The sequence below is a fragment of the Brevibacterium sp. HMSC07C04 genome (assembly GCF_001815905.1).
Classification (GTDB): Bacteria; Actinomycetota; Actinomycetes; order Actinomycetales; family Brevibacteriaceae; genus Brevibacterium.
In genome coordinates, this window is sequence record NZ_KV823253.1 from 1 (window position 1) to 26057 (window position 26057).

Sequence of the window (26057 nt, forward strand, 5' to 3'; positions counted from 1 at the left end):
GGGGCCACCGATTTCCGGTGGCCCCGCCTCTGTTGTTGGTGGGGTGGGACCCACAGTTAGTCGGCAGCTTCTTCGAGACATTGTCCGACAAATTGCAAGCTTTAATGAGGTCGGCCGTGTCGATCAATCTGCGGGCAGTGATTCTGCGGACGCGTCGTTCTTCTGGATCATCAACACATTGGATGCTTCTTTCAATCTGGGCGAGTTCGTGGGATATTGCTCAGCGCCGCTCTGTTTGTAGTAGCCGGCTGTGCATTCGCAGTGTTGTTCCGTTCGCGACAGCGTGAAAGGGCGCGGGACTTCTGCCTAGTGGAGGTGATGTCGTCTCGTTGTCGAAGAAACCGCCGAGGGTGTTGCATGCTTGGGAAGCTAACCCCACCCACTGTCATGAGAGCCAGGGAAATTGCACTGCCTGTAGTGCTTGATGGATAAGTGGGTTAAAGGTTTCGCCCCGGCGATAAGAGCCTCTGGGCTCTTCCTTGCGATAGCTTGGGAAGTCATTTTTGTCAGGACGTGGCGCGATCGTATGGACTTAGTGGTTCTGAGCGGTCATACTGGGAGTACCGAGGTCCGGCGTTCCGAATAGTTACCGTATGGTTGGCGTAGCTCAGTAATCACTGAGAGTAGGGCGCCGGGCCGTTATCATTCCTAGTGAAGTTCCAGTAGGTCCCTTCCGGGCGCCACGTTCGTGACCTAAAGGTATCGAAATCCCTGGACGGGTTCGCCTTCGCGTTCATAAGATGCCTACCAATTGCCCCCGCCGTCATATCGGCTAGTTGGATGCCGCGATTTACTTTCGAGTCGTCAAACTTGACGGAGTGCACGGTTCCCGGAACGTCGCGGTTCACTAACCCCATCAGGTACTGATTATCTGGGATGTCGAAAGCAGCTAGATCGTTTCCGTCGATGATGATCTTGGCATTCGTGATCTGTCCCCAGTTGCGCTCGAGTAGCATCTTGATCAGGTAAGACTTCAGTGCGTTGCCGTTGTTGCGAAGTTTAGGGCTGTGTATGAGTTCCTTGTCCGCGTAGATCGCACGCACAGCGAAGTCGAGTGATTTGATGAGGTCGAAGTAGAGACGTTTTGTCTTGTCCTTGGTGTTGTTGTATTTGAACTCCACTCGGTGGCTGCGTTTAGCTGCGCATTGTTCTGAGATGGACTTGAGGTTCTCGATCTGTTTGGGATCGCGGAAAATACATGCGGACATCACGATATAGCGGCTCGAACCCTTGTTGAGTTGCATCCCGGGGTCACCAGAATCGTCGATGAATACCCACATGTCTGGTGGGCCTGCAGGTGTTTTTAAGGCTAGTGCTGGTGGGTTGGGGCGTCTGCTGTAGGCAGAGAAGCTGTCGGCCATTGTCATGGGCTTCCCAATCACTGGTGGGGCTCTTCGCCCCGCCTGCTGGCGGCTTCGCCCTCAGCGTTGAGGGCCCGTTCGCCCCTGTGCGTTGCTAGGTAGGAGTGCAGCCGGTTACGCGGTGGGGCTGGGATCTTCTCGGCTTCGTCGGCTTCGCTCGGTGTTCCTACGGCTTGCGAATCAGATGATGAAGTGTCATTGCAGTCTCCTGTCGTCGACGGTTCTTCCACGAGCGACAAGATCAGCGCGTCCAAGGCGTCACGCTGACGCAAGGTCAGACGCTCAGTCCCCGACGGCGGCACCCACGGCTCCTCCGCGGGATTCCCAAGCATTCCCTGTAGCATACCGACGGACACGCCGAGACTGTCAGCCAGCGCGGTCATTGTCTTCGGCCGAGGAGCCGCGCCTCGGACAGTCCGACTGATAGTCGTCGTGTGCACGCCAGACGCAACGCTCCATTGGCGCATGGATGGTTCGTTTGTCCTCGGGTCGAGGAAACCTGCCCGCCGCATGGCTGCCTGGAGTGGCTTAGGAATGTCGTTGCTCACGTCTGTAATGTCCATCTGTCTAGGGGGGGAATTCGCAACACACAGCCTAACCGTCTTCTCCGCGTATTCCATGATTGTAATTACGGTGTTCCGCTTGCTGGTGAGTATTTGCCTTGTGATGTGGTGGAGCATGAGGAAGCGGTGTTGTGTCCACATTGAAGGGCAACGTGTTGGAGTTTTGTGTGCCTGTTTGGCGGCAACTAACGGATGGGAAACCTGCCGAGCACGTACAGCTGAAGGGCGCGCATAATTCGTACCGCGCTGGGGGGGGAGTCACCGGTAACAAAACAGTCTACGTGGCGGTTATTGATTTCAGCGCGTGGTCGGGAGAAGCGGTCCCGGCAAGCTGGGTCGTTAAGGATGAAGAAACCCTGCTTGAACCCATCGTCCCCGAGACATCAGGACCTGAGCCGGTGGGCCGAGCGGCGACGCACCGGTCCCTGCTGGTTGGATGAAACAAGACACGTTGAAATTGCTGAGGCCGTTCTGCGGTCGTCTTTGAAGCTCAACATCTGTGTCTTTTGGCAACACGCTAGTCTGGTGTTGTCGATGGCTACAGCGTGTGTGGCCGTTGGCTTATATACAGCTGGGCGCGTTCGTGTATCAAGTATTTACAAGCTGGTAGGGGAGTGAGACATAATGCGCCGGCCGGATGCTTTGGACGAGATTACGAGCGAAGTGCGGGCGCTTGTCGTGCAGGAACTCGGGCTCACCGACGATGATTTGTCGATCCCGGATTCTCTGATCCGAGACAACGAAACGCATGCGGCCTTCGAAATGCTGCGGACAGAGACTTGCCACGAAGGGATTATTTGGCCGGATCACCTGGTTAAGCAGTTCCGTGAACTTCCGGAGCGGTTTGATCTTGGGCGAGAGTTTGATGAGTTCATGAAGTGGCAGGACGAAATCCGAGCGAAGAAGAACGCGACTGCCTCAGAGCCTGTCTCTTAACCACATACAGCAGATAAAGATAGTGAACCCACCCGAGTTATCTGGGTGGGTTTTCTTATACCCAAAAGTTGAGTTTCCCCTAAACCGTCAGGGGCACATGGCGGGAACAGACTGCGCGCGTTCGTGCGGCATGAATGGAGGACGCATGTCTGACACCTTCGGACGAGGCGCTTTGCTTCCGTGTCCTTCTACGCCAACTCGCCATCTGAAAGGAGATGCGTCAACCCTGGTCTTCGGTTTCTTCGTCCGCGCGCTGCATCAGCACACCGAGTTGCTCAGAATGTGAGTGCAATCTGTCGATGGCTGTCTCCAAGGGCGCACTTACCTCGGCCTCGAGAGCCTTCACAAACTTCAGTCCAAAACTCGAGTCTGGATTTCGGCCCAAATCTCGGTTAGAGAGAACTTCCGACCTCAAAGCCTCAATCGCGCCTGCGCCGTTGTTTAATGTGCGCGACAGAATGATGTCTTCAGCGTGCGGAATATCCACCAGATCCAAGACGTACAGGTGAGACACCTCCATTGAGGCCGCAAGCCTCTGCACAGGGTCGAAGCACTCAAGCCATTGCTCAATGAAGCGGTGGCAGAGCGTGGAATCGGCAGGAGCGATTTCCTCCTCCAGAACTTCTATGACCAGAGAAATCGACATGTCGTCCGCAATCTTGAGTGCATCAGAGAAGTCATCGTGTAGTGACGCCGAGATCGCCTGAATCAGTCGAGCCTTGCTGTCTGACCTGCTCATTGCTGACCTCCCTTTCTTGGCCTCAATGTCCGCAACTGAGTGCTTCGTGCCCACATTTTGCACAAACTTTGGCAGCGCTGGTGTGGTTCGGCAGCGGCACACCGGTTAGCAACAAAAACACCCTTTAGCCGGAATCCACCCCTTAGCCGCAGGAAAACTCCCCTTAGCCGGAAAGTGTCGCCGTAGAAGCTGTTGCTAAGGCGCAGAATCCGGCTGTCGGGTGTGGGATCGCATGCGCTGTGCGGATACAGAAAGTCCCCCCAGTGGGACTCGAACCCACACTGAATCGATTTTAAGTCGACTGCCTCTGCCGATTGGGCTATAGGGGGAGTTGTGCGAATGTGGCCCGGGTACGGGCCCGCACGGCTTCATCGAGCTTAGCAGGACAGCTCCGAGCGCCGCCCGGTCCGGCCGTTCATCTGTCGTCAATCTGGGTGCGTAGAGTGGACACGAGAACCGAGCGAAGGAGCCAGAATGCACCCCCATCCGAAAGAGAACCTGCGCGAGTACATTGACAAGCTGCGCACGGAAGGCTACACGGTAGTGGATGGGCACACTCCTGACCCCCACCTGATCAGCCCCGAGGGCAAAGCCGTCGAAACCTGGCGCGAAGGCTACCCGTACGACACCCTGATGGACCGGGAAGCCTACGAGATCGAAAAGTACAAGCTGCAGATCGAACTGCTGAAGTACCAGTACTTTGCCGAAGACAACGGTCTGCGCAATGTCATCGTGTTCGAAGGCAGGGACGCCGCCGGCAAGGGCGGAACCATCAAGCGCTTCACCGAGCACCTCAATCCGCGCTCAGCCCGCACGGTGGCACTGGCAAAACCCACAGAAGAAGAAGCGGGTCAGTGGTATTTCCAGCGCTATATTCGACACCTGCCCACGCGCGGGGAGATCGTCATGTTCGACCGCTCCTGGTACAACCGGGCCAATGTCGAGCGCGTTATGGGCTTCTGCACCGACGACGAATACGAAGTCTTCATGCGCCAGGCGCCGGAATTTGAGCGCATGCTCGTCGAATCGGGCATCCACCTGACCAAGTTCTGGTTCTCGGTGACGGAAGCTGAACAGCGCACCCGCTTTGCCATCCGACAGATTGACCCTGTGCGCCAGTGGAAGCTCTCGCCGATGGACCTGGAATCACTCGGCCGCTGGGATGACTACACGGTGGCCAAAGAGCAGACCTTCCTGCGCACCGACACGGACCACGCACCGTGGATTTCGGTGAAATCCAACGACAAGAAGCGCGCCCGTCTCAACGCCATGCGCTACTTCCTCAATACCGTCGACTACGACGACAAGGACACCAGCGTCGTCTACGCGCCCGACTCCAACATCGTCATGCGCGGCATCGAAGCTGTCGGCGACTGATCTGAACGCAGCTGCCGCAGATGCACGAGGCGGGGCCGGAGAAATCTCCAACCCCGCCTCATGCGTGTGATTGCCCGAAGGTCAGTCCTTCTGCTGTACCTCAGACGGTTCGGCGGGCTTTTTGCTCAGGGAGTAGTCGGCGTCCTTTTTGCGCAGGCCGCTTTTCTTCTCTTTCTTCTTCTGTGCGCTGTGGGCGTCTTTTCCAGTCGAGGTGATGTCTTCGGGAGTGTATTCCTCGGTCGGCTGGTCTTCACTCTGACGCTTGTCATCACGTGCAGTGGCCGCGGAGCTCGGGGCCGGTGCGACAGTTTCCGTCTTCTTCGCCGGCTGTGCCTTGCCCTGTGTCTTCTTCTTCGCTTTGCGCTGCTTCTTGTTCTTAGCTTCGCTTTGGCGGTTGTAGTTGTTCTGGCGCTCGCGCAGCGATTTCACGGCTGCGCGAGCCTTCTTGCGGCGACCGTGGCCGATGAACGACAGACCAATGAGCAGGCCCGATGCCAGCAGGATGATGGCACCGGAGGCAATGCCGGCGTCCATCCAGAACGTCTGCGGGAACAGGCGGATGAGCGAGTCGTCGATGTAGAACTCCCACGTGCCCGCTGAGAAGAACAGACTGTGGAAGCCGCGGAAGAAGCCGTCCCAGCTGACGAGGGCGAGGACTCCCAGAACCAGAATCGACACGAGGGTGAGGACAGCGCCGAAGCGGACGCCGATGCGCAGGCCCGGTCCGTGGGGGCGGCTGAGATACAGACCGGCGAGCACAGCGCCGATGAGTCCGATGATCGCCACCAGCGTGAGGATCTGGACAAGACCCTTGACATCCGCCATGTGTGCGACTTCGGCCTCGTTGAACACGGGCACGCCGTTGCCGGCGACGACATCGGCCAGATACCGCTTGGAGTCGGCGTTGTACAGGTAATCGACGGTGTAGGACCCGAAGTGCAGGCGGTCGGAGTCGCTGAAGCCGAATTCGTCAGCGGGGAAGCCGGGCCGGTGGAAATACTCGAACTTCAGGAACAGTCCGGAGGCCACCGTGCGGACTGCCACCGCGAGCGTGATGAAGGGAACTGCGAGGATGACCCACGCGGTTGCCACAACATCGAAGAAAGTGAACTTGCGGTACAGGCGCGTTTGGCTGAGCAGTTCGACCGGAGTCTGTTCGGCTTTGGCTGTGCGACCGGCCCCCCGATCGCCAAGGTAGCGCCACTCTTCTTCCGACAGCGCGGTGGGCCTGCGGACTCGCGACTCCTGTCGGCGCACCGGCGGATACGCCTCGTACGGCGCGGTGTCGCCGAGTTCTTCGGGCCGGTCGACCGATTTGGCACTGCGCGAATCTTCGCTGCGCTCGGCAGCGTCGGCCTGCGTGTTCTCAGCGGTCTTCATCCGCTTGGACACGAGGTCGTCGGAGCTTTCTGGAGTGTTCGATTTTTCAGCCACAGAACCATGGTGCCAACTGTGGGCCGCCAGCGCTTGGATGACACGCGCAATCAGCACCTACAGCGGGCGTGCGGGGGCTTAAGACAGCACTGCGGACAACAGCACAATCGTGGGAAACGCGAGGATCGTTGTGACGAACACGGCATCGCGCACGAGCGTTTCTGCCATGCGATAGCGCATGGAATAAACATAGACGTTCTGGGCTGTCGGCAGGGCGGATGTGACGACGATGGCCAAGAGGTCAACGCCGGTGAAGCCGAGCAGCGGGCCGCCGATCAGCCATGCGATGAGCGGCTGAACGGCAAGTTTGACCACCGTGATGAGGGTCAGATCCGTACGTGTTCCGCGGGCCGGCAGCACCCAACCGTCCTTGAGGGAAATGCCGAACGCCAGCAGGGTCAGCGGAACGGAGGTCGCGCCGATCATCGACACGGGATCGTGGATGACCTGGGGCAGACGCAGACCGGTGAGAGCGAAGAACAGGCCGACGGCCGCGCCGATGAGAATCGGGTTGCAGATCACCTGCAGAAGGGGAGTCCACCAGCGGGTGAGAGTCCCGGCGCGCTTGGCCTGGTGAATGTCGAGAAACACCATGCCCAGCGGTGCGAGGATCACCAGCTGGAACAGCATAATCGGCGGAACGTACGAACTGGACTTCAGAACGTAGATCGCGATCGGAATTCCCAGGTTGCCGATGTTGACATACGACACTGACCAGCCGGTCATCACCGCCCGACCCAGAGACCGGTTCTTGAAGTACGAGAACGTGAACATTGCCGCGCCGACGAGCGCTGCCGAACCCGCCGTGGCGAAGATCGCGGGGGAGAAGATCCGCTGAAGCGGAGCTTCGGCAATCAAGTCGTACAGCAGCGCCGGAGTGGACACGTAGAAGACAGTGGAGGCCAGAACCCTCTGCCCCTGTGAGCCGAGAACTCCGCTGCGACCCAAGAGGAAGCCCACGAAGATGATGAAGCCGATGACGGCGAAGCCTTCGAGAGCGCCGAGCACAGAATGTCCTTTCTTCGATCAGTCGTCACTCTACGCCTGTCTCACCCAGTGCGCGCAGATGTCCCGAACACCGGACGGACCTGTGAGGTGCCGGGAGGCCGCCGCGTCATGTGCCGGTCAGCCCGCACGCTCACCACGAGGTGAGATCCGGCTACTGTTGTGGGGATATGTCTGACGCTTCGTCTTCACACCCGGGTTCCCGCCGCGCTTCGCGCCGCCGCGGGAAGCGTCGCTCTGATCGCGGCAGCGCTGCTGAACGCGCCGAAAGCACACAGCGGCTGCGCCAGGCGCGCTCGCGGACCCAACTGCACATTGAGTATCCGGACGAACTTCCCGTCAGCAGCCGCCGCGACGACATCGCGCGGGCCATCAAAGACAACCAGGTTGTCGTTGTGGCCGGTGAAACCGGTTCGGGGAAAACCACTCAGCTGCCGAAGATCCTGCTGGAGCTCGGCTACGGCATCAACGGGCTGATAGGACACACTCAGCCGCGGCGCATTGCCGCCCGCTCCGTTGCAGCTCGACTGGCAGAAGAGACCCTCACCGAACTCGGTGAGGGAGTCGGCTATCAGGTGCGCTTCACCTCGGACGTTGTTGATGCCACCCGCGTGAAGGTCATGACCGACGGTATTCTCCTGGCCGAACTCCAGCACGACAAGCGTCTGGAGGCCTATGACGCGATCATCATCGACGAAGCCCACGAACGCAGCCTCAACATCGACTTCCTGCTGGGCTGCCTGGCCAGGCTCCTGCCGAAACGGCCTGACCTCAAGGTGATCATCACCTCGGCCACCATCGACCCGGAGTCCTTTGCCGAGCACTTCGGAGACGCGCCGATCGTGTCGGTGTCCGGCCGCACCTACCCGGTGGAGATCCGCTACCGACCGGTTGACGAAGACTTCGCAGACGACCGCGAAGCTGACGGCGATCTGCTCGACAAAGAACAGCAGGAGCCGCGCGCCGCGGTGCCGCACGTGCCAGACGCTGATGCGCTCATGGGCGGTCTGCTGCGAGCCGTCGACGAACTTGCCGGGGAACCACCCGGCGACATCCTCGTATTCCTGTCTGGGGAAGCAGAAATCCGCGACGCGCAGGCAGAGCTCGAAGGCCACATGCGCACCAAGCGGCGCAGCTGGGAAATCGTTCCGCTGTACGGCCGACTGTCAGCAGGGGAGCAGCAGAGAGTCTTCGCACCCCACTCGACACCCCGGATTGTTCTGGCAACCAATGTCGCCGAAACATCGTTGACGGTCCCCGGCATCAAATACGTCATCGACGGCGGTACGGCGCGCATCTCCCGCTACTCCACTCGCACCAAGGTGCAGCGGCTGCCGATCGAACCGATTTCGCAGGCCTCCGCCCGGCAGCGATCGGGCCGCTCCGGCCGCACCAGCAGCGGCATTGCCATCCGGCTGTACTCGGAGGGCGAATTCGACGCCCGGCCCGAATACACGGATCCGGAGATCCTGCGCACCAACCTCGCCAGTGTGCTGCTCATGATGGCGCAGCTGGGCTTTGTGCGCACCGAAAAGGACATCCTCGATTTTCCGTTCCTCACCCCACCGGAACCGCGGGCAGTCAAAAACGGCAAGAACGCACTCGTCGAGCTCGGCGCGCTGCGCGAAGCCGGCGGCACCCTCACCCTGACAAAACTCGGCCGCACACTAGCCGCACTGCCGCTGGACCCCCGGCTGGCGCGTATGGTGCTCGCCGGGATCGAGGCGGGGGTTGGCCCGGAAACCGCAGTCATCGTGGCCTTCCTGTCGAGTCAGGACCCGCGCGAACGCCCCACGGAACAGCGGCAGGAAGCAGACGAAAAGCACAAGCGCTTCCACCATCCGACCTCCGATTTCCTGTCAGTGCTGCGCCTGTGGAACTACGTGCAGCGCAGATCTGATGAGCTTTCAACCTCGAAGTTCAAAAAGCTGTGCAAGTCCGAGTTCATCCACTTTGTGCGGGTGCGCGAATGGCAGGACCTCGTCCACCAGATCCGCCAGATGCTGGGCAACATCGGCAAACACATCGACAAGCCCGGAAGTGAACTCGGCACCAGGCCCAGTGAGACCGGGCAGCCAGATGCCCACCGCGGCCGCCGCAAGAAGCGCTTGGCGAACAGGCGCGGGCCCTACACGGCAACGGAACAGGCCGTGCACGAAAGCCTGCTCACCGGCATGCTCGACACGATCGGTGCGCGTACCGTTGAGGGCAAGGACTACATCGGCACCCGCGGCACCAAGTTCAGGATCTTTCCCGGATCCGGCGTATTCGGCGCCAATCCGGACTTCGTCATGGCCGCTGAGCTCGTTGAGACCTCCAGACTGTGGGCCCGCACCGTCGCCGCAGTAGAACCCGAGTGGATTGTCCGCGCAGCCGGTGACCTCATCACCCACAGCTACTCAGAGCCCCACTGGTCATCCCGCTCAGCAGCAGCCCTGGCGTACGACAGGATGAGCCTCTACGGGGTGCCGCTGATCTCAGACGCGCGCATCAACTACGGCAGAATCGACAGGGAAGCCGCACGCGATCTGTTCATCCGCCACGCGCTCATAGAAGGCGACTGGAACGAAAAACACGCCTTTGCCGCTCACAACGCCCAGGCCCTGGAAAAGGCCGAAGCGCTCGCCAGCCGCCTGCGCGACCGCCGACTGCTCGCTGAAGACGACGTCCTGTTTGAGTTCTATGACGAACGTCTGCCGGGCAATATTGTGTCCGCCGGGCACTTCAACAGCTGGTGGAAGCACAAACGGGCCGAAGAGCCCGACTTCCTCAACATCGACCCGAATTCGCTGCTGGCCGCTGACGGGACCGACCTTGCAAGCGCTGCCGACGACTACCCGCTGCAGGTGCACCTGGCCGACGGCAGCAGCGTGCGCCTCAGCTACGCCTATGAACCCGGATCCCGCCGCGACGGAGTGACCGTGTTCCTCAGCCCCGCACAGCTGCGCAGCGTCGATGCCGACGATTTTTCCTGGCAGGTGCCGGGACTGCGCCTGGAGTACATCACGGCACTCATCCGCTCCCTGCCGAAGGCCAAAAGAACCTACTTCGTCCCGGCACCCGATGTTGCCGCTGACATCCTCGCAGCCGTTCAAGGGCCGGAAGACGACACGCGCCTGCTGGCACGCCCAGCAGGCCGCGCCCTCGAAGCGCTGGCCGCCGAACTCACTGCCCGCGCCGGCGGAGGCGGACTCATGGACCGCGTGCCGATCACCGTCACACCGGATGACTTCGACCTTGCCCGGCTGCCGTCCCACCTGCGGATGAGCTTCGTCATCCGCCGCGGCAGAAAAACCCTCGCAAGCGGAGAAAGCCTCGCGGAACTTCAGCAGCAGGCAAAAAACGCAGATGCGGAAGCCGACAGGCAGACCACCCCCGCCCCTGCCGCCCCCGCCCACACGACCAAGGCGAAGACGAAGACCGCGGTGCCGGCGCCTCGGCAGGGGATCCGAGGTTGGGACTTCGGTGCCTTCCCCCAGCCGGTCGAAGCTGACGGCCGCCGATACTTCCCCGCACTGGTCGACGAGGGAACCTCGGTGACGCTGCGCTATTCAGCAGACCAGACGTGGGCGCACCAGACGACGATTCTCGGAGTCACCCGGCTGTTGAGCCTCAACCAGAAAGAAGCCGCCCGATACTGCCAAGACGGCCTCGACAACACCGCAAAGCTTGTGCTGGGCGCCCGCCGAACCAAGGACTCCGACCCGCTGGAAGACGCGGTTTTCACCGCCGTCGGCCGGGTGGTGCGCACCGCGCAGTGCCTGAACCGCGCCGACGCACCGGCCTCACCCGGCAGCGGTGACCACCCCCGAACAGAGGAAGAGTACAAAGCCCTTCAGCGCGAAACGGCCGGTCGAATCACCGGCGAACTTGACAGGGTCTACCAGGCTCTGACCCGAACCTACACGCTCGCAGCCGATATTGAGCGGACAATCAAAAACACCCGCTCGCTGAGCGTGCTCGCCTCCGTCGCAGACGAACAGACCCACCTGGCGAGACTCCTGCGCCCGGGCTTTTTGACTACGGTCGCACCGGACTGGGTTATGCGCATGCCCGCCTACCTCGAAGCCGCCCAGAATCGCATGGACAAACTCGGAACACAGGCCAGCCGCGACCGCCAGTTCATGGACCGAATCGAACGGGTGTGCGCCCAGATTGATGAAAAAATCGACCGCGCGCTCGGCAGCGCGGCAAGGGAAGACGCTGCGCGCTTCAGCGCTGTTCTGCCCGCCGAATGGCAGCAGATTCTGTGGGACGTCGAAGAGCTGCGGGTATCACTGTGGGCACCCCACATTGGAACCGCGCACACAGTATCCGAACAGCGGATCGCCAAAGCGCTGGCAAAACTGTAGGCGGACCCGGGCAAGCCCAGCGGCTCCGCAGGGGAGGCCGGTGGTCGGCGGCGCCTCGTGAGTCAGATGTAGAACAGGATCCAGGAAGCCGGGAAGACCGCGGCGGTGCAGACCGCCGCAATCGCCCAGCGGATGCGCTTTTTGTCGCCTTTGCGAGTCAGTGCTATCCAATAGACGATGATCGTGGCCGCCGTCATCAGCCAACCGGCGGAAGCCAAAAACCACATGCCCAGCAGCTGGCTGTTGGGCACGCCCAGCTGCTGCATGGGCTGCATGAAGTGCGCGGCCATCAGCGACATGCTGATGCTCAGCACACACAGTGCCGCAGATACGACCGCCGAGGCGATGAATACCCACAGCGTCTGCCGACCGTGCTTGACGGGACGTGCCGCCACCGAATACTCGGCACTGTCGGTGCGCTGTCTGCTGGTTCTGTTCCTCTTGGCCACGGCACCATCCTACGGAAAACGGTACGAGGCGCAGCCGACCTTCCGCGGCAGCCCCCAGCGGGCTGTCCTAGACTGGCCGAGTGACTCCGACCCCGCAGACCATCCGCGAAGAAGCCGCCCGACGGCGCACATTCGCCGTCATTGCCCACCCGGACGCCGGCAAATCAACGCTGACCGAAGCGCTCGCACTGCACGCCCGCGCCATCGGCCAGGCCGGCGCCACCCACGGCAAAGCCGGCCGCCGCGCCACCGTGTCCGACTGGATGCAGATGGAACAGGACCGCGGAATTTCGATTTCATCCGCCGCGCTGCAGTTTGAATACCGCGACTGCGTGGTCAACCTCATCGACACCCCCGGACACGCCGACTTCTCAGAAGACACCTACCGGGTGCTGTCATCCGTCGACTGCGCGATCATGCTGGTAGACGCCGCAAAGGGAATGGAAGAGCAGACCATGAAGCTCTTCGAAGTCTGCTCTCACCGCAGCATCCCCATCATGACGGTCATCAACAAGTGGGATCGCCCCGGCTTGGAGTCGCTGGAGCTCATGGACGAGATCCAGCAGAAGACCGGTATGCTGCCCACCCCGCTCACGTGGCCCGTCGGCGATTCCGGTGACTTCCGCGGCGTGCTTGACCGCGAAACGGGGGAGTACACCAAGTTCACTCGCACCGACGGCGGGGCGACGATCGCGGGGTCTGAAACCATGGCCCCTGGGCGAGCCGAAGAAGTTGAAGGCGATGTGTGGACAACAGCGGTCGAAGAATCTGAGCTGCTGGAACTGGAAGAGCAGAACTTCGACTACGACGAGTTCCGGGCGGGCAAGCACACCCCGGTGATGTTTGCATCGGCCGTTCTCAACTTCGGTGTGGCCAAAATCCTCGACACGCTGATCGACCGGGCACCCTCGGCTGAGCCCCGCCTGGACCGCAACGGCCAACCGCGCCCCGTCGAAGCGCCGTTCTCCGGCTTCGTGTTCAAAGTGCAGGCTGGAATGGACCGCAACCACCGCGACCTGCTGGCCTATATTCGCGTCTGCTCCGGTGTTTTCGAACGCGGCATGGTCGTCACCCACGCTGAAACCAAGAAGCCGTTTGCAACCAAACACGCCCAGCACGTATTCGGCCGCGACCGCGACTCCGTGGAAACCGCCTATCCCGGCGATGTTGTGGGCCTGGTCAACGCATCGGCCCTGCGCGTCGGCGACAGCCTCTACGTCGACGAAGCCGTGCAGTTCCCGCCGATCCCGTCCTTCAGTCCGGAGCACTTCATGGTCATCCGCGCGAAAGACCCCTCGAAGTACAAGCAGTTCCGCCGCGGCATCGACCAGCTCGACCACGAAGGCGTCATCCAGGTGCTGCGCTCCGACCTGCGCGGAGACCAAGCGCCGGTGCTCGGAGCCGTGGGCCCCATCCAGTTCGAAGTCGTCGAAGACCGCATGGTCAGCGAATTCAATTCACCGTGCAGGCTGGAGTCCCTGCCGTACACGCTGGCCCGCCGCACAGTGAAAGACGATATTCCGAAACTGGCCAAAGAGCGCAGCGTCGAAGTGCTCGAACGCTCCGACGGCACGCTGCTGGCACTGTTCTCCGACCGGTGGCGCCTGGGCGGAGTGGAAAGGGAAAACCCCGGCATCACGCTTGAGCCCCTCGTTGTCACCTGACCGTCTGCGAGCGCATCGCGGCGGGGGTTTAGAATAGGTCGTCGGGCAGTGTTAAGTCCTGATCGCGTGGCTGCGCTTAGGACTCTGCCCGCAGTCATTTCTGCAATAAGGAGCTAGCACAAGTGGGAAACACGTCGATCCGCGTAGCAGTCGCGGGCCTGGGAAACTGCGCAACGTCACTCATTGAGGGCGTTGAATACTACAAGGACGCAGATCCCGAATCGAAGGTTCCGGGCCTCATGCACGTGCAGTTCGGCGACTACCACATCAGCGATATCGAATTCGCCGCGGCTTTCGACGTCGACGCTGACAAGGTCGGCAAGGACATCTCCGAAGCTGCTTACTCCAGCCAGAACCACACCATCAAGATCACCGACATCCCTCACACCGGGGTGGAAGTGCAGCGCGGCCCGACCCTCGACGGGCTTGGCAAGTACTACCGCGAAACCATCACCGAATCCGACGCCGAACCCGTCGACGTTGCGCAGGCTCTGCGTGATGCCAAGATCGACGTTCTCGTGTGCTATCTGCCCGTCGGCTCGCAGAAGGCCGTCGAACACTACGCGCAGGCGGCAATCGACGCGAAGGTCGCCTTCGTCAACGCCCTGCCGGTGTTCATTGCCGGAACCAAAGAATGGGACGACAAGTTCAAAGAGGCGGGCGTGCCGATCGTCGGCGATGACATCAAGAGCCAGATCGGTGCGACCATCACCCACCGCGTCATGGCCCGCCTGTTCGAAGAGCGCGGCGTCATCCTCGACCGCACCTACCAGCTCAACGTCGGCGGCAACATGGACTTCAAGAACATGCTCGAACGCGAGCGCCTGGAGTCCAAGAAGATCTCAAAGACCCAGGCGGTCACCTCGAACACCTCGGCTGAACTTGCTGAGCGCGACGTGCACATCGGACCTTCGGACTACGTGGGCTGGCTGGACGACCGCAAATGGGCATTCGTCCGCCTGGAGGGCCGGAACTTCGGAGACGCCCCGGTGTCTTTGGAATACAAGCTAGAAGTGTGGGACTCGCCGAACTCCGCAGGCGTCATCATCGACGCCGTGCGCGCTGCCAAGATCGGTCTGGACAGGGGGATCGGCGGTGCGCTCATTTCGGCGTCGTCGTACTTCATGAAGTCCCCGCCGCACCAGCAGAACGACCAAGCCGCACACGCGGCCGTTGAAGCCTTCATTGCCGGCGAAGCCGACAGCTGATCAGCAAAGCACACACAGAACACTCCGAGGAGAGGTAGTCAATGCACGTCATCGTAGTCGGAGCCGGATTCGTCGGGCTCTCCAGCGCACTTCACCTGGCCGATCAGGGCTGTGATGTGACCGTTCTGGAGCGCAGCGGCGTAGCCGCCGGATCCAGCTGGGGCAACGCCGGCTTCGTTGTTCCGCCGATGACGAAGCCGCTCGCGGCTCCCGGCGCGTGGGTCAACGGCTTCGACATGATGCTGAACAAGGACGCACCGCTGTCCATGCCTCAGCCGTTCTCGCCGCGCCTGGCGCTGTTCTTGGCGAAGTTCGCATCCCAGATGACGAAGAAGCGCTACGCCGCTTCGGTGCGCGCCGAAGCCCCCGCCCTCAAAGACGCCTTCGCGGCCTTTGGCCGAATGGAAGAGCTCGGCGTGAAGGCTTCGCTGACGCGTGCCACTTTCACGATGGGCTTTGAATCTGCTGACGGCCTCGAAGGGCTCAAAGCGGGCATGGCAGAAAGCAACGCGGTCGGCCTCGAAGGCGAAGTCGACGTTGTATCCCCGGACGTCCTGCCGTTCTTCTCCGACAAGATCTCCCATGCCGCCCAGGTGCGCGACCAGGCATACATCGATCCGCCCGCCTATATGGAGGCGCTTGCTGAAGCCTGCCGTACGGCCGGTGTGAACATCATCGAAGACGCCGACGTCGTGTCCGGATATGAAGGCGACACTGGCGTTGGGCTCGTTGATCGCAAGGGCCGTTCCTATAGCGGCGATGCCGTTGTCGTAGCCGCCGGCGTGTGGTCGGATGACCTGCTGGAAACTCTCCACGGCAAGAAGGCGCGGATCGGCATGGCTGCAGGCCGCGGCTACTCGTTCACCGCCTCGGTCGACCCCGAGTTCCTGCCGACCGAACCGGTTCGCTTCCCTTCCGTGAGCGTTGTCGTCACCCCCTATCGCGGCCGCGTGCGCGTGGGCGGAACCATGGAGTTCCTGCCGGCGGACGCCCCGATGAACCCTGCGCGCATCGACTCCATCAAAAAGGCGCTGCGCCCGCTGGTCCGCGGCATCGACCTGGAGAACACCACCGACCACTGGATGGGTCCCCGCCCGGTCAGCCCGGATGGCAGCGAACGCGTCGAAGCCGTATCGCGGCGCACCTTTGTGGCGTCCGGCCACGGCATGTGGGGGATCACGCTCGGCCCGCGGGCCGGTGAGATCATCGCCAAGCTCGTCACGGACCGGCTCGGCCGCTGACACACTAGAATTCTCAGGGGAGAGCGTCCCCTCGCGTTCCTATAGTCAAGGAGGAGACTATGACGCATGTTGCAGTAGTCGGAGCCGGAATGGTCGGCCTGGCAAGTGCACTGAACCTGGCTGACGCCGGATACGATGTGACCGTACTCGACCGCAGGGGTGTTGCCGCCGGTGCCAGCTGGGGCAACGCCGGCTTCATCTGCCCGTCGATGACCTTCCCGCTGTCGGCGCCGGGCGAATGGAAGAACGGCTTTGACGCCGTCACCAATAAAGATGCCCCGCTGGCCCTGCCGCAGCCCTTCAACCCGAAGCTGTGGAAGTTCCTCACGACGTTTGCGCTGCAGATGACCGAAACGAAGTTCAAGCGCGCAGTCGACGAGCTCGCACCGGACCTCAAAGACTCCATCGCATCTTTCGAACGTCTCAAGGACTTCGGCGTCGAAGGCAAGTTCAACCACTCCGACTTCACCGTCGGCCTGGGCTCGGAAGCTGAACTGAACCACTTCATCGAAGAAACCGGAATCAACCGCGACGCCGGTGTCCCCTCTGTCGTTGAGACTTTCGACCCGCGTGAAAAGCCGTACTTCACCGACCTCGTCACCCACGGGGCAATCGTCAAGGACCAGGCGTACATCGATCCGCCGGCCTTTGTGCAGTCGATTGCCGATGCCGCTGAGAAGCTGGGTGTGAAGATCGTGACAGATGCGGAGATCGTCACCGGCCACGTCGGTGCCGACGGTGTCGGACTGGTCGACGCTCAGGGACGCAGCTACAGCTTCGACGGCGTCGTCATCGCTGCTGGCGTGTGGTCGGATGAACTGCTGCACAAACTGCACGGCAAGCAGGCCACTATCGGAATGGCCGCAGGCCGCGGCTATTCGTTCACCGCTCAGGTCGACCCCGAGTACCTTCCCACCACCCCGGTCTACCTGCCCACCACGCGCGTGGTCTTCACCCCCTACCGCGGCGGTGTGCGCGTGGGCGGAACCATGGAGTTCCTCGACCCGGATGCCCCGCTGCGCCCGGAGCGCATCGAATCGATGAAGCGCGTGGCCAGCAAGTACATGAAGGGCATCGACCTGGAGAACACCACCGACCACTGGGTTGGTCCTCGCCCGGTCAGCCCCACCGGTCCGCCCAAGATCGAGGCCCTGTCGCCGCGCAGCTTCGTCGCTGCAGGTCACGGCATGTGGGGAATTGCCCACGGGCCGCGTGCCGGTGAGCAGATCGCACAGATCGTCAAGCGCACCCTCAAGTGATGCTTTTCTGAGTGCCGCCGCAGAATCCTCGAACAGGGGAATTCTGCGGCGGCACTTTGCTGTTGAAACATCACAGACTGTAAACTCCCGTGCAACGGAAGCGATAAGAAAGAGTCTCATGGCAAACCCGCTGATGAACAGGGCCCTCAACGAGGGTGTTAAAGACCGCCAGACCCCTTCGTCCGACCAGCTCAACTCCATGTACATGGCCCCGTCGGCAGATAACCGCAATGCCGGCCCCGGCCAGCCCGTTCAGCCACAGGCCCCGGCAGCCGAACGCCCCATGCAGTACAACGACGTCTTCATGAAGTCTCTGGCCTGCTTCGGCATTCTGCTGGTAGGCGCGATCGTCGGATGGGTTGTGCCCGCCCTGGCGCTGCCCGCCGTGCTCATCGGCCTGGTTCTGGGCCTGATCAACGCGTTCAAGCGCGAGCCCGTCCCGTTCCTCATCCTGGCCTACGCCGCTGTTGAGGGTGTTTTCCTCGGCGGCATTTCGAAGATCTTCGAAACCGCCTACGACGGCATTGTCATCCAGGCGGTGCTTGCAACGCTCAGTGTCTTCGCCGTGATGTTTGCGCTGTTCAAGTTCAAGGTCATCCGCTTCGGCGCGAAGGGCATGAAGTTCCTCATGTTGGCCGTCGGCGGCTACGCGGTGTTCTCGCTGGTGAACTTCTTCTTCGTTCTGTTCACCGGCAGCGGCGGAGCGCGCAATGTGCAGATCGAACTGTTCGGCATGTCGTTCCCGCTGGGCATCATCATCGGCGTTGTTGCCGTAGTGCTGGCTTCGCTGACGCTCATCACCGATTTCCAGGCAATTGAAGCCGGTGTGCAGAACCGCATTCCCGAACGCTACTCGTGGACCATGTCGTTTTCGCTCATGGTGTCTCTCATCTGGCTGTACGTCGAAATCCTGCGTCTGCTGTCCTACTTCCGTCAGGACTGACATGACTGATGTGTTCGCAGCCTGCCCGGTGAGCGAACAGCACCGACAGAAAGCGGCGGACCTCGAAACCGAGGTCCGCCGTCTTCGTGTCCGGCTGGCATCGCTTACGGTCGACGCATGGTCTCAGGTGCCCGATGGGGAAAAGCTGGATCGTCGCCGGCTGGTGCAAGCCGCTGTGCGTCAGCTGCGCACTCTGACGGGCCCTCCTCCGGGTGCCCCCGAAATCTGGGAGGCTGACGAGGCGCAGCTTCCGTTTCGCCTGTTCGCTCTGTTGGAAGCGGCACAGCCGCGCAGGGGAGCGAACGAGGACCACACGGCAGCAGCACTGGCCCTTGCCGAACAGCTCAGGCGCAGTCTGTGAACTGCACCTCAGCGGCACCTCGGCCGTGTTGCAACGGCACGTGAGCTGTGCGGTCCCGGTGATTTTACGGTTCAGGTGAGAGCGCGCTTGAGGGTGTCGAGCCCGACTGAGCCGATTGCCAGGGCCTTGGTGTGGAAATCCTTGAGCGTGAAGTTCGGGTCGCTGTCCTTTGCGGCGTCGCGTGTCTGCTCCCAGAGGCGCTGGCCTACCTTGTAGGACGGTGCCTGCCCCGGCCAGCCGAGGTAGCGGTCGAGTTCAAAGGCGAGGAAGCTGCGCTCCATCGCCACGTTGTCGGTGAGGAACGTCCACGCTTTACCGGCATTCCACGTCCCGCCGCCAATCGATTCGGGCGCTGGCAGGCCCAAGTGCACGCCGATGTCGAGGCACACGCGGGCTGCGCGCAGACGCTGTGAGTCGAGCATGCCCATGTAGTCGCCCAGGTCATCCAGGAAGCCCAGTTCGGCCATGAGCGCTTCGGAGTACAGAGCCCAGCCCTCACCGTGGCCGGAAACCCAGCACAGGTGGCGACGCCATGTGTTGAGGCTGTCAGCCATGTGCGCGGCTCCGCCGATCTGCAGGTGGTGACCGGGTACTCCCTCGTGATAGACGGTTGTGAGCTCCTGCCACGTGTTGAATGTTTCGACACCGGCTGGGACTGACCACCACATGCGTCCGGGACGCGAAAAGTCGTCGGTCGGTCCGGTGTAGTAGATGCCGCCCGTACCGTCGGGCAAGACCATGCATTCGATTTTCCTGACCGGTTCGGGAATGTCGAAGTGCACCCCGGCAAGTGCGTCAATCGCCCGGTCGGCCTTGTCCTGCATCCAGGTGCGCAGGGCATCCAGGCCGTGCACTTGGCGCTGCGGATCGGCGTTGAGTCTGTTCAAGCACTCCGCAACCGTGGAGCCGGGGTAGAGTTCGTCTGCCACGTGCCGCTGCTTCGCGTCGATGGCCGCCAGCTGTTCTAGACCCCATGCGTAGGTTTCGTCGAGATCGATTTCCGCCCCGAGGAACTCCCGGGAGAACAGAGCGTAGTCTTCGCGCCCGCAGGCGTCCGTCTCTGAGGCCAGGGGAGCGATGATGTCGCTGAGGAAATCGGCAAGGGAATCATATGCCTCCCGCGCACCGTCTGCGGCCGTGCTGACCTCTGCCGACAGTGCTCTCGAGGCAGAGCTTGCCGCCTGCTTCGCAAAGCGGTCAAAGCTGCCGCCGGGCTTTGCGTGATCACGGCACTGGTCGATGACTCGCCTGACCTGGCGCAGCGCCGGTGGGCGACCGTCGTGAGCGGCCTGGCTCAGCGCGTGCCGGTATTCGGTCAGCGCTCTGGGCACCTGCGACAGCCGGACGGCGTTGTCCTTCCAGTCATCTTCAGTGCCGGTGGGCACAAGGTCGAAGAGCATCTGCACGCTCTGCGGAGGCGATGCGATGACGTTGAGCTGTCCGAAGCTCAGACCGGCGGCGTGCAGGTCGCGCTCACAGCCCAAGCGCTCTCGCATGGCATCGAGTGTGACGACGTCCACCCGATCGAGGTTCTGCGACTCCTGTTCTGCTCTGTCGAGTTCGCGCAGCGTGCGGGAGTTGAGCGCATCGAGCTGGTCAGCAGCCTCTTTGCTCTGGGGATCCAAGCGCGTGCGGTCTCCGTCAAGGCCGGCGGTGACGGACAGCGAGGGGCACAGTTCGACAAGGGATCGGGCGTGCTCTTCGGCGACAGCGTCGACTGCCGAAGGGGTTCGCGGGTGATGAGTCATAATCCCACTGTAAACGGCGGAAACGCCGTAGCCTACCATTGCACAGTCGGCGGACTGTGATTGTGCGCCGACTTTCTCAATGGCGTATAGGAGGCGCATGCGGCAGTGACCCCGAGCAGACTGTGGAACAAAGACTTCGTCCTCGCTTTCAGCATCAGTCTCATGGGATCACTGGTGTTCTATCTGCTGCTGACCTCCATGGCGGCATATGCGGTGATTTCGTTTGGTGCGGGACATGCGGCGGCCGGCTTCGCTTCGAGCTCCTTCGTTCTGGGTGCCGTGGTGTCCCGTGTTCCCGCCGGCAAGTACCTGGACTTCGTGGGCAGGCGCCGAACCATTCTGCTGTCCTCGATTGCCCAAATAGCGCTGTCTCTGCTGTACATTCCGACCGCCTCGCTTGACCTGTTCATTGTGGTGCGCTTCCTGCACGGCTTTGCGTTCGGGTTCAACCACACGGCAACCTCCGCGGCAGTGCAGACCGTCATCCCGCCGCACCGCAGGGCCGAGGGCACGGGCTATTTCGGTATGGCGACGTCCTTGGCGATGGCCAGCGGCCCGTTCTTGGCAGTGACGATCTCGGCGAAGCACGGGTATCAGCCGCTGTTCTACATCTGCGCAGCAATCGCCGTTGTCGCCTCACTGCTGTCACTGCTGCTGACTCTGCCGGAGAGCCCGCCGAGCCGGGAACAGAGGGCTGATAAGTGGCGGCTGACACCCAGTTCGCTCCTCGAGCTGAACACGCTGAAAACCGCTTCCGTGATGTTCGCCGCCGGTCTCGTGTACTCGGCCATCATGGCCTTCCTGGGATCCTATGCAGAAGCTGTCGGGGCGCCCGAGGCGGCAGGCTGGTTCTTTGTTGCACTCGCTGCCGCTATGCTCATCTGCCGTTCCTTTGTGGGGCGTCTGCAGGACAAGTACGGCCACGGCTGGGTGATCTACCCTGCCATCCTCATCTATGCGGCATCGCTCGCTGTGCTCACGTTTGCGCACGGCGCACCGGCGATCATTGTTGCTGGTGCGCTCGTGGGAGCCGGCTTCGGGTCGCTCCTTCCTGCAGTGCAGGCAGCGTGTGCTGCTGATGCGCTGCCTGCCCGCTACGGAGTTGTCATGTCGACGTTCTTCATCATGCTGGATTCCGGAACGGCACTCGGGTCAGTGGTTTTGGGCGCATTGGAGCCTATGTTGGGCCAGCGGGGAATGTTCGGAGTTTCCGCGTTCATCGTGCTGGCCGGGCTGGTGGTCTACTGGGCCAGCAGGCGCGGCCGGAAAAGCTGAGAACACCCCCAGGTGAGCTCGGGTCCATGAAGGCGAGTCTCATCGGGGGTGTTCTCAGAAGTGCTGTCAGAGCACGCGTCCAGAGGGTCAGGAACGCTGGCGCCGTGCCCAGGTCCCGGTGCGGGATGCGCGAATGCGGCGCACTGGACTGCTGTAGCCCGCGTCCGGCAGGCGCAGGCTGTCGCCGGAGCCTGCGGAATGGCGCAGCGCCATGACGGCGGCGAAAGCGGCTGAGCGAGCCAACCGCTGCTCTTTCGGTGTTCCGGTCTTCGGCTTTTCTCTCACAGCGGGATGTTTCCGTGTTTGCGGGCGGGTGCCTGCACGTGCTTGTTGCGCAGAGCGCGCAGGCCTCGGACAATCCGTTCGCGGGTTTCAGACGGCGCGATGACAGCGTCGATGTAGCCCTCTTCGGCAGCCAGATAGGGGTTGAGCAGAGCGTCTTCGTATTCCTGGACGAGCTCGGCCCGCTTGGCTTCGACGTCTTCTCCGGCAGCCTCGGCCTCTTTCAGAGTGCGGCGGTAGACGATATTCGCCGCGCCCTGTGCGCCCATGACGGCGATCTGCGCCGACGGCCACGCCAAGTTGAGGTCAGCGCCGAGCTGTTTGGACCCCATCACGCAGTACGCGCCGCCGTAGGCCTTGCGGGTGATGAGCGTCAGACACGGCACGGTTGCTTCGCCGTAGGCGTAGATGAGCTTTGCGCCGCGCCGGATGATTCCGCTGTACTCCTGATCGGTACCGGGCAGGAAGCCGGGAACGTCGACGAAGGTGAGGATTGGGATGTTGAACGCGTCGAGGAAGCGCACAAAGCGGGCGGCTTTCTCCGAAGCGTCAATGTCGAGCGTGCCGGCCATCTGCATGGGCTGATTGGCGATGATGCCGACCGTTTCGCCCTCTACGCGGCCGAAGCCCGTGACGACGTTTGGGGCGAAAAGCTCGCTGGTCTCCAGGAATTCGCCGTCGTCCAAGACGGTCGTGACGACGTCGAGGATGTCATAGGGCTGCGAAGCGGAATCCGGCACGAGCGTGTTGAGTGCGTTGTCGGCTTCCGTCAGTTCGAGATTCGCCGGAGCCGGGACGTTCGGCACGGGATCCATGTTGTTCGACGGCAGGAACGACAGGAGGTCGCGCACATAGTTCAGGGCGTCCTCTTCATCTTGTGCCAGGTACTGCGCGTTGCCCGAAACCGAGTTGTGGGTGTAGCCTCCGCCGAGTTCTTCGTGGCCGACGTTCTCACCGGTCACGGTCTTGATGACGTCGGGACCGGTGATGTACATGTGCGAGGTGCCGTCGACCATGATCGTGAAGTCGGTCAGGGCGGGGGAGTACACGGCACCGCCGGCCGAAGGGCCCATAATGAGGCTGATCTGGGGGATGACACCGGAGGACTGGACGTTCCAGTGGAAGATCTCGGCGAACAGGGCAATCGATCCCACGCCCTCCTGAATGCGGGCCCCGCCGGAGTCGTTGATGCCGATGATGGGGCAGCCGATCTTGAGTGCGAGTTTCTGCACCTTGACGATCTTGCGCCCGTTGGCTTCGGCCAGCGAACCGCCGAGCACCGTGAAGTCGTGAGCGAATACCGCAACGGTGCGGCCGTCGATTGTGCCCAGACCGCAGACCACGCCGTCGCCGTCGGGGCGCTTGTTCTCCATACCGAACTGGTGGCTGTGGTGACGGACGAATTCGTCGATCTCCTGGAAAGAACCGGGGTCGAGCAGCTCGGCGATGCGTTCGCGGGCCGTCTGCTTGCCGCGATTGTGCTGGCGCTCAGCGGCCTGGGGATTGGGTGTGTGCGCAGTGCGGCGGCGCTCAATGAAAGCGGCCAGCCGTTGCGCTGTCGTCTGCGGTGCGGTAGAAGGACTCATGGCACTAGACTATCGGGGATTCTCACACGGTGGGTCGGTGTTGTATCCGGTGGATAAAACGGCCTACAGTGATGTAGTGCATGATAGCGTTTCTCCCTTTGACCTCAACCTCTTCAGCGACGCTTGGACCCGTGAAAGCCAGCTGCCGCAGCCGGACATCACCTGGACGGAGAACACCGGCTCGACCAACGACGATCTCGCCGCAGCGGCAGAAAGCGGAAGCGCAGCGCCCTTCAGCATTCTCGGCACGGACCACCAGCAGGCCGGCCGTGGCCGCTTGGCGCGGACTTGGACGACGCCGCCGCGCACTTGTCTGACCTTCTCCATTGCCGTTCCAGTGCCGCCGACAGCCGCAGCGGACGACCTCGGATGGATTCCGCTCATCACGGGCCGCGCTGTTGTCGACGCTCTGCGCGCAGAGGGAGTTCCGGCCGAACTCAAATGGCCCAACGACGTTCTCATCCGCGACCGCAAGCTCGCCGGCATCCTCACTCGGATCGTCATCGGAGCTGACGGTGCAAAGACAGTCGTCATCGGCACCGGCATCAATGTGCACCTCGCACAGGAGGACCTTCCGGTTGAGACCGCCACGTCGCTGCTCGTTGAGGGCTTCGACTTCAGCCGCGAAGTGCTCCTGGCCGCTGTTGTCAGACGCCTGCGCGAGGCCCTGGACTCGGCGTTCAGCCGTCCGGCGGTCGGAACAGCAGAATTCTGTGCCGGCATGGCTGACTCCATGGCCACCATTGGCCGCGACGTTCGGGTTGAACTGCCCGGCCAGGAACCCCTCACCGCGCGGGCAGTTGGCCTTGACAAGCACGGGGGGCTCGTCATTGAAACCGCTGAGGGCCTGCAGACCGTCACCGCCGGGGATGTCATACACGCGAGGCTGCTGTGACCGAACCTGATCCGCGCACTCGAGCTCTGCCGCAGATCAACGAGCACACCGTTTTCTCACGTCCGGACGCACCGTGGAACCGCGACGCTGCGGCAACAACCGAAATCCAGCGGATTGCCGAAACCTCAGAAGAGTTCAGTTCGAGCTTCCAGGAAGAGCGCGCACGCGCCAACGCGCGGTCTTCCGATGACTCCAGCGTCTCTGAACTGCGCGACCGCCTGGAGTTTTCGCAAGGACTGGCGGACGACCCCAACCCGCCGACAGAAGCGGTACCGGACCTTTTGGACAACCCGGAGCTCATCGAGCAGCGCATACAGCGACTGCGCGCGGCGGCGTCGCTGCTGGAAGAACAGCTGCTGGGCGGCAAACGGGTCCTGACCAGACGCGAAGTTGCCCAGCTTGCGGGGGTGTCCAGCGTGTCCGCCAAGAAGTTCTGGCGCGCACTCGGCCTGCCGATCGCAGAAGAGGGCACGCCCGCGTTCACCATTCGCGACGTCAACGCGCTGGCGGAAATGGCCGACCTCGTGGCTCGCAACATGGTGGACGAAGAAACCGCGGTCGCGCTTGCCCGCGCCATCGGTCAGACCACTGACCGTCTGGTGGTGTGGCAGATGGAGACGGTTGTTGAATATCTCGCCGAATCGCGCAGGTTGGACGAGCGCCAGGCCCGCGCCGTCGCGCTGAGCCTGTTTGAGCAGATCCTGCCGTCTTTGGAAAAAGTCATGCTGTACGCGTGGAAGCACAACATGGCGAATGTCTTCGGCCGTCTCAATGTCAATCTCGGTGATGACGCAGGTCCCGGCGGGAAGAACGCAGGCCGGCCCGGATTCTACGATTCAGCCATGCCGCTGGCCCGCGGCATCGGCTTTGTCGACCTCGTGTCCTTCACCCGACTGTCCCAGCAGATGGAGCCACGGCAGCTGGCCAGCCTCGTCAAGCGCTTCCAAACCCTGTGCTACAACATCGTGACCGCAGGTGGCGGTCGTGTCATCAAAACCGTCGGCGACGAAGTCTTCTTTGCCGCCGAAACCCCGCGTTCGGGAGCGGAGATCTCGGTGCGGCTCATGGAGCGCATCACGGAGGACCCCGAGCTTCCGAAAGCGCGAGTGGGCTTTTCGTGGGGCAAAGTGCTGTCTCGTCTGGGCGATATCTTCGGTTCGACCGTCAACCTGGCCGCCCGCCTGACCTCGATCGGCGAACCCGGAACCATCACAACCGACTGGGAAACCTCGTCTGTCATTTCGCAGACGGAAGCCTATGACTTCTCCAATCGCCGCACCGTGAGCCTGCAGGGGCTGGGCGATGTCACGGTCGTCGACATGCACCGCGGCCAAGCGCCGTGCATGATCGTCGACGTCGAACCCTGACGCAGGCTCCCG

At 62.1% G+C, this 26057-nt stretch carries 22 protein-coding genes and 1 tRNA gene; 13 read left to right on the top strand and 10 right to left on the bottom strand.

Annotated features, from left to right (window positions below; translation table 11 throughout):
* Window positions 1–241, top strand: a 241-nt coding sequence (locus HMPREF3162_RS11880) for a hypothetical protein (RefSeq protein WP_218079171.1), incomplete at its 5' end; no start/stop codon positions are given.
* 373 nt (window positions 242–614) lie between these two features.
* Here the strand turns inward: HMPREF3162_RS11880 and HMPREF3162_RS04545 are convergent.
* Both HMPREF3162_RS04545 and HMPREF3162_RS11640 read right to left on the bottom strand, forming a co-directional pair.
* Window positions 615–1367, bottom strand: coding sequence for a DUF3800 domain-containing protein (locus HMPREF3162_RS04545; RefSeq protein WP_141750267.1), 753 nt, complete (start codon window positions 1365–1367; stop codon window positions 615–617).
* 11 nt (window positions 1368–1378) lie between these two features.
* Window positions 1379–1693, bottom strand: coding sequence for a hypothetical protein (locus HMPREF3162_RS11640; RefSeq protein ID WP_141759544.1), 315 nt, complete (start codon window positions 1691–1693; stop codon window positions 1379–1381).
* A gap of 855 nt (window positions 1694–2548) precedes the next feature.
* Here HMPREF3162_RS11640 and HMPREF3162_RS04555 point away from each other — a divergent pair.
* On the top strand, window positions 2549–2860 hold the full coding sequence (locus tag HMPREF3162_RS04555) for a hypothetical protein (RefSeq protein ID WP_070576807.1): 312 nt from the start codon (window positions 2549–2551) through the stop codon (window positions 2858–2860).
* A gap of 220 nt (window positions 2861–3080) precedes the next feature.
* On the opposite strand, the gene HMPREF3162_RS04560 is transcribed toward HMPREF3162_RS04555, so the two are convergent.
* Both HMPREF3162_RS04560 and HMPREF3162_RS04565 read right to left on the bottom strand, forming a co-directional pair.
* Window positions 3081–3653, bottom strand: a complete 573-nt coding sequence (locus HMPREF3162_RS04560; protein WP_256282681.1) for a hypothetical protein — start codon at window positions 3651–3653, stop codon at window positions 3081–3083.
* 201 nt (window positions 3654–3854) lie between these two features.
* Window positions 3855–3928: transfer RNA gene (locus HMPREF3162_RS04565), tRNA-Leu, on the bottom strand.
* 145 nt (window positions 3929–4073) lie between these two features.
* Here HMPREF3162_RS04565 and ppk2 point away from each other — a divergent pair.
* Window positions 4074–4976, top strand: a complete 903-nt coding sequence (gene ppk2 / locus HMPREF3162_RS04570) for a polyphosphate kinase 2 (RefSeq protein ID WP_070576801.1) — start codon at window positions 4074–4076, stop codon at window positions 4974–4976.
* 81 nt (window positions 4977–5057) lie between these two features.
* Here ppk2 and HMPREF3162_RS04575 read toward each other — a convergent pair whose 3' ends face one another.
* Window positions 5058–6410: a TIGR01906 family membrane protein gene (locus HMPREF3162_RS04575; protein WP_070777052.1), complete on the bottom strand. Its 1353-nt coding sequence runs from the start codon at window positions 6408–6410 to the stop codon at window positions 5058–5060.
* 78 nt (window positions 6411–6488) lie between these two features.
* Window positions 6489–7418, bottom strand: a complete 930-nt coding sequence (locus HMPREF3162_RS04580) for an AEC family transporter (protein WP_070777053.1) — start codon at window positions 7416–7418, stop codon at window positions 6489–6491.
* A 167-nt stretch (window positions 7419–7585) separates the two neighbouring features.
* Between HMPREF3162_RS04580 and hrpA the strand changes: the two genes are divergently transcribed.
* Window positions 7586–11767, top strand: coding sequence for an ATP-dependent RNA helicase HrpA (gene hrpA / locus HMPREF3162_RS04585; protein WP_070777054.1), 4182 nt, complete (start codon window positions 7586–7588; stop codon window positions 11765–11767).
* Between the two features lie 62 nt (window positions 11768–11829).
* On the opposite strand, the gene HMPREF3162_RS04590 is transcribed toward hrpA, so the two are convergent.
* Complete coding sequence (locus HMPREF3162_RS04590; RefSeq protein ID WP_070576791.1) at window positions 11830–12216, bottom strand: hypothetical protein; 387 nt, start codon at window positions 12214–12216, stop codon at window positions 11830–11832.
* A gap of 80 nt (window positions 12217–12296) precedes the next feature.
* On the opposite strand from HMPREF3162_RS04590, the gene HMPREF3162_RS04595 reads away from it, so the two are divergent.
* From HMPREF3162_RS04595 to HMPREF3162_RS04620, 6 genes are all read left to right on the top strand, one after another.
* Window positions 12297–13880, top strand: coding sequence for a peptide chain release factor 3 (locus HMPREF3162_RS04595; RefSeq protein ID WP_070576788.1), 1584 nt, complete (start codon window positions 12297–12299; stop codon window positions 13878–13880).
* Between the two features lie 122 nt (window positions 13881–14002).
* On the top strand, window positions 14003–15088 hold the full coding sequence (locus HMPREF3162_RS04600) for an inositol-3-phosphate synthase (RefSeq protein WP_070576785.1): 1086 nt from the start codon (window positions 14003–14005) through the stop codon (window positions 15086–15088).
* A gap of 41 nt (window positions 15089–15129) precedes the next feature.
* Complete coding sequence (locus tag HMPREF3162_RS04605) at window positions 15130–16329, top strand: NAD(P)/FAD-dependent oxidoreductase (RefSeq protein ID WP_070777055.1); 1200 nt, start codon at window positions 15130–15132, stop codon at window positions 16327–16329.
* A gap of 59 nt (window positions 16330–16388) precedes the next feature.
* Window positions 16389–17588: an NAD(P)/FAD-dependent oxidoreductase gene (locus tag HMPREF3162_RS04610; RefSeq protein ID WP_070777056.1), complete on the top strand. Its 1200-nt coding sequence runs from the start codon at window positions 16389–16391 to the stop codon at window positions 17586–17588.
* Window positions 17589–17706: 118 nt separating this feature from the next.
* Complete coding sequence (locus HMPREF3162_RS04615) at window positions 17707–18531, top strand: Bax inhibitor-1/YccA family protein (RefSeq protein WP_070777057.1); 825 nt, start codon at window positions 17707–17709, stop codon at window positions 18529–18531.
* Window position 18532: 1 nt separating this feature from the next.
* Entirely contained in the window at window positions 18533–18892 is a 360-nt protein-coding gene (locus tag HMPREF3162_RS04620) for a hypothetical protein (protein WP_070777058.1), read from the top strand.
* A 71-nt stretch (window positions 18893–18963) separates the two neighbouring features.
* On the opposite strand, the gene HMPREF3162_RS04625 is transcribed toward HMPREF3162_RS04620, so the two are convergent.
* Complete coding sequence (locus HMPREF3162_RS04625; RefSeq protein ID WP_070777059.1) at window positions 18964–20640, bottom strand: DUF885 domain-containing protein; 1677 nt, start codon at window positions 20638–20640, stop codon at window positions 18964–18966.
* Between the two features lie 105 nt (window positions 20641–20745).
* Here HMPREF3162_RS04625 and HMPREF3162_RS04630 point away from each other — a divergent pair, with 105 nt between their 5' ends.
* The gene (locus HMPREF3162_RS04630) at window positions 20746–21915 is read left to right on the top strand and encodes an MFS transporter (protein ID WP_083318908.1); all 1170 of its coding nucleotides are present in this window, start codon (window positions 20746–20748) and stop codon (window positions 21913–21915) included.
* Between the two features lie 87 nt (window positions 21916–22002).
* Here HMPREF3162_RS04630 and HMPREF3162_RS04635 read toward each other — a convergent pair whose 3' ends face one another.
* Window positions 22003–22200 carry a hypothetical protein gene (locus HMPREF3162_RS04635; RefSeq protein ID WP_070576769.1) on the bottom strand — a complete coding sequence of 66 codons (198 nt, stop codon included), beginning with the start codon at window positions 22198–22200 and terminating at the stop codon, window positions 22003–22005.
* Window positions 22197–23783, bottom strand: a complete 1587-nt coding sequence (locus tag HMPREF3162_RS04640; protein WP_070576764.1) for an acyl-CoA carboxylase subunit beta — start codon at window positions 23781–23783, stop codon at window positions 22197–22199. Before HMPREF3162_RS04640 ends, HMPREF3162_RS04635 begins: the two co-directional genes overlap by 4 nt.
* A 76-nt stretch (window positions 23784–23859) precedes the next feature.
* Between HMPREF3162_RS04640 and HMPREF3162_RS04645 the strand changes: the two genes are divergently transcribed.
* Complete coding sequence (locus HMPREF3162_RS04645; protein WP_070777060.1) at window positions 23860–24678, top strand: biotin--[acetyl-CoA-carboxylase] ligase; 819 nt, start codon at window positions 23860–23862, stop codon at window positions 24676–24678.
* Window positions 24675–26045 (top strand): adenylate/guanylate cyclase domain-containing protein, encoded by a 1371-nt coding sequence (locus HMPREF3162_RS04650; RefSeq protein WP_070777061.1) that lies wholly within the window; start codon window positions 24675–24677, stop codon window positions 26043–26045. Before HMPREF3162_RS04645 ends, HMPREF3162_RS04650 begins: the two co-directional genes overlap by 4 nt.
* Window positions 26046–26057 lie beyond the last annotated feature (12 nt).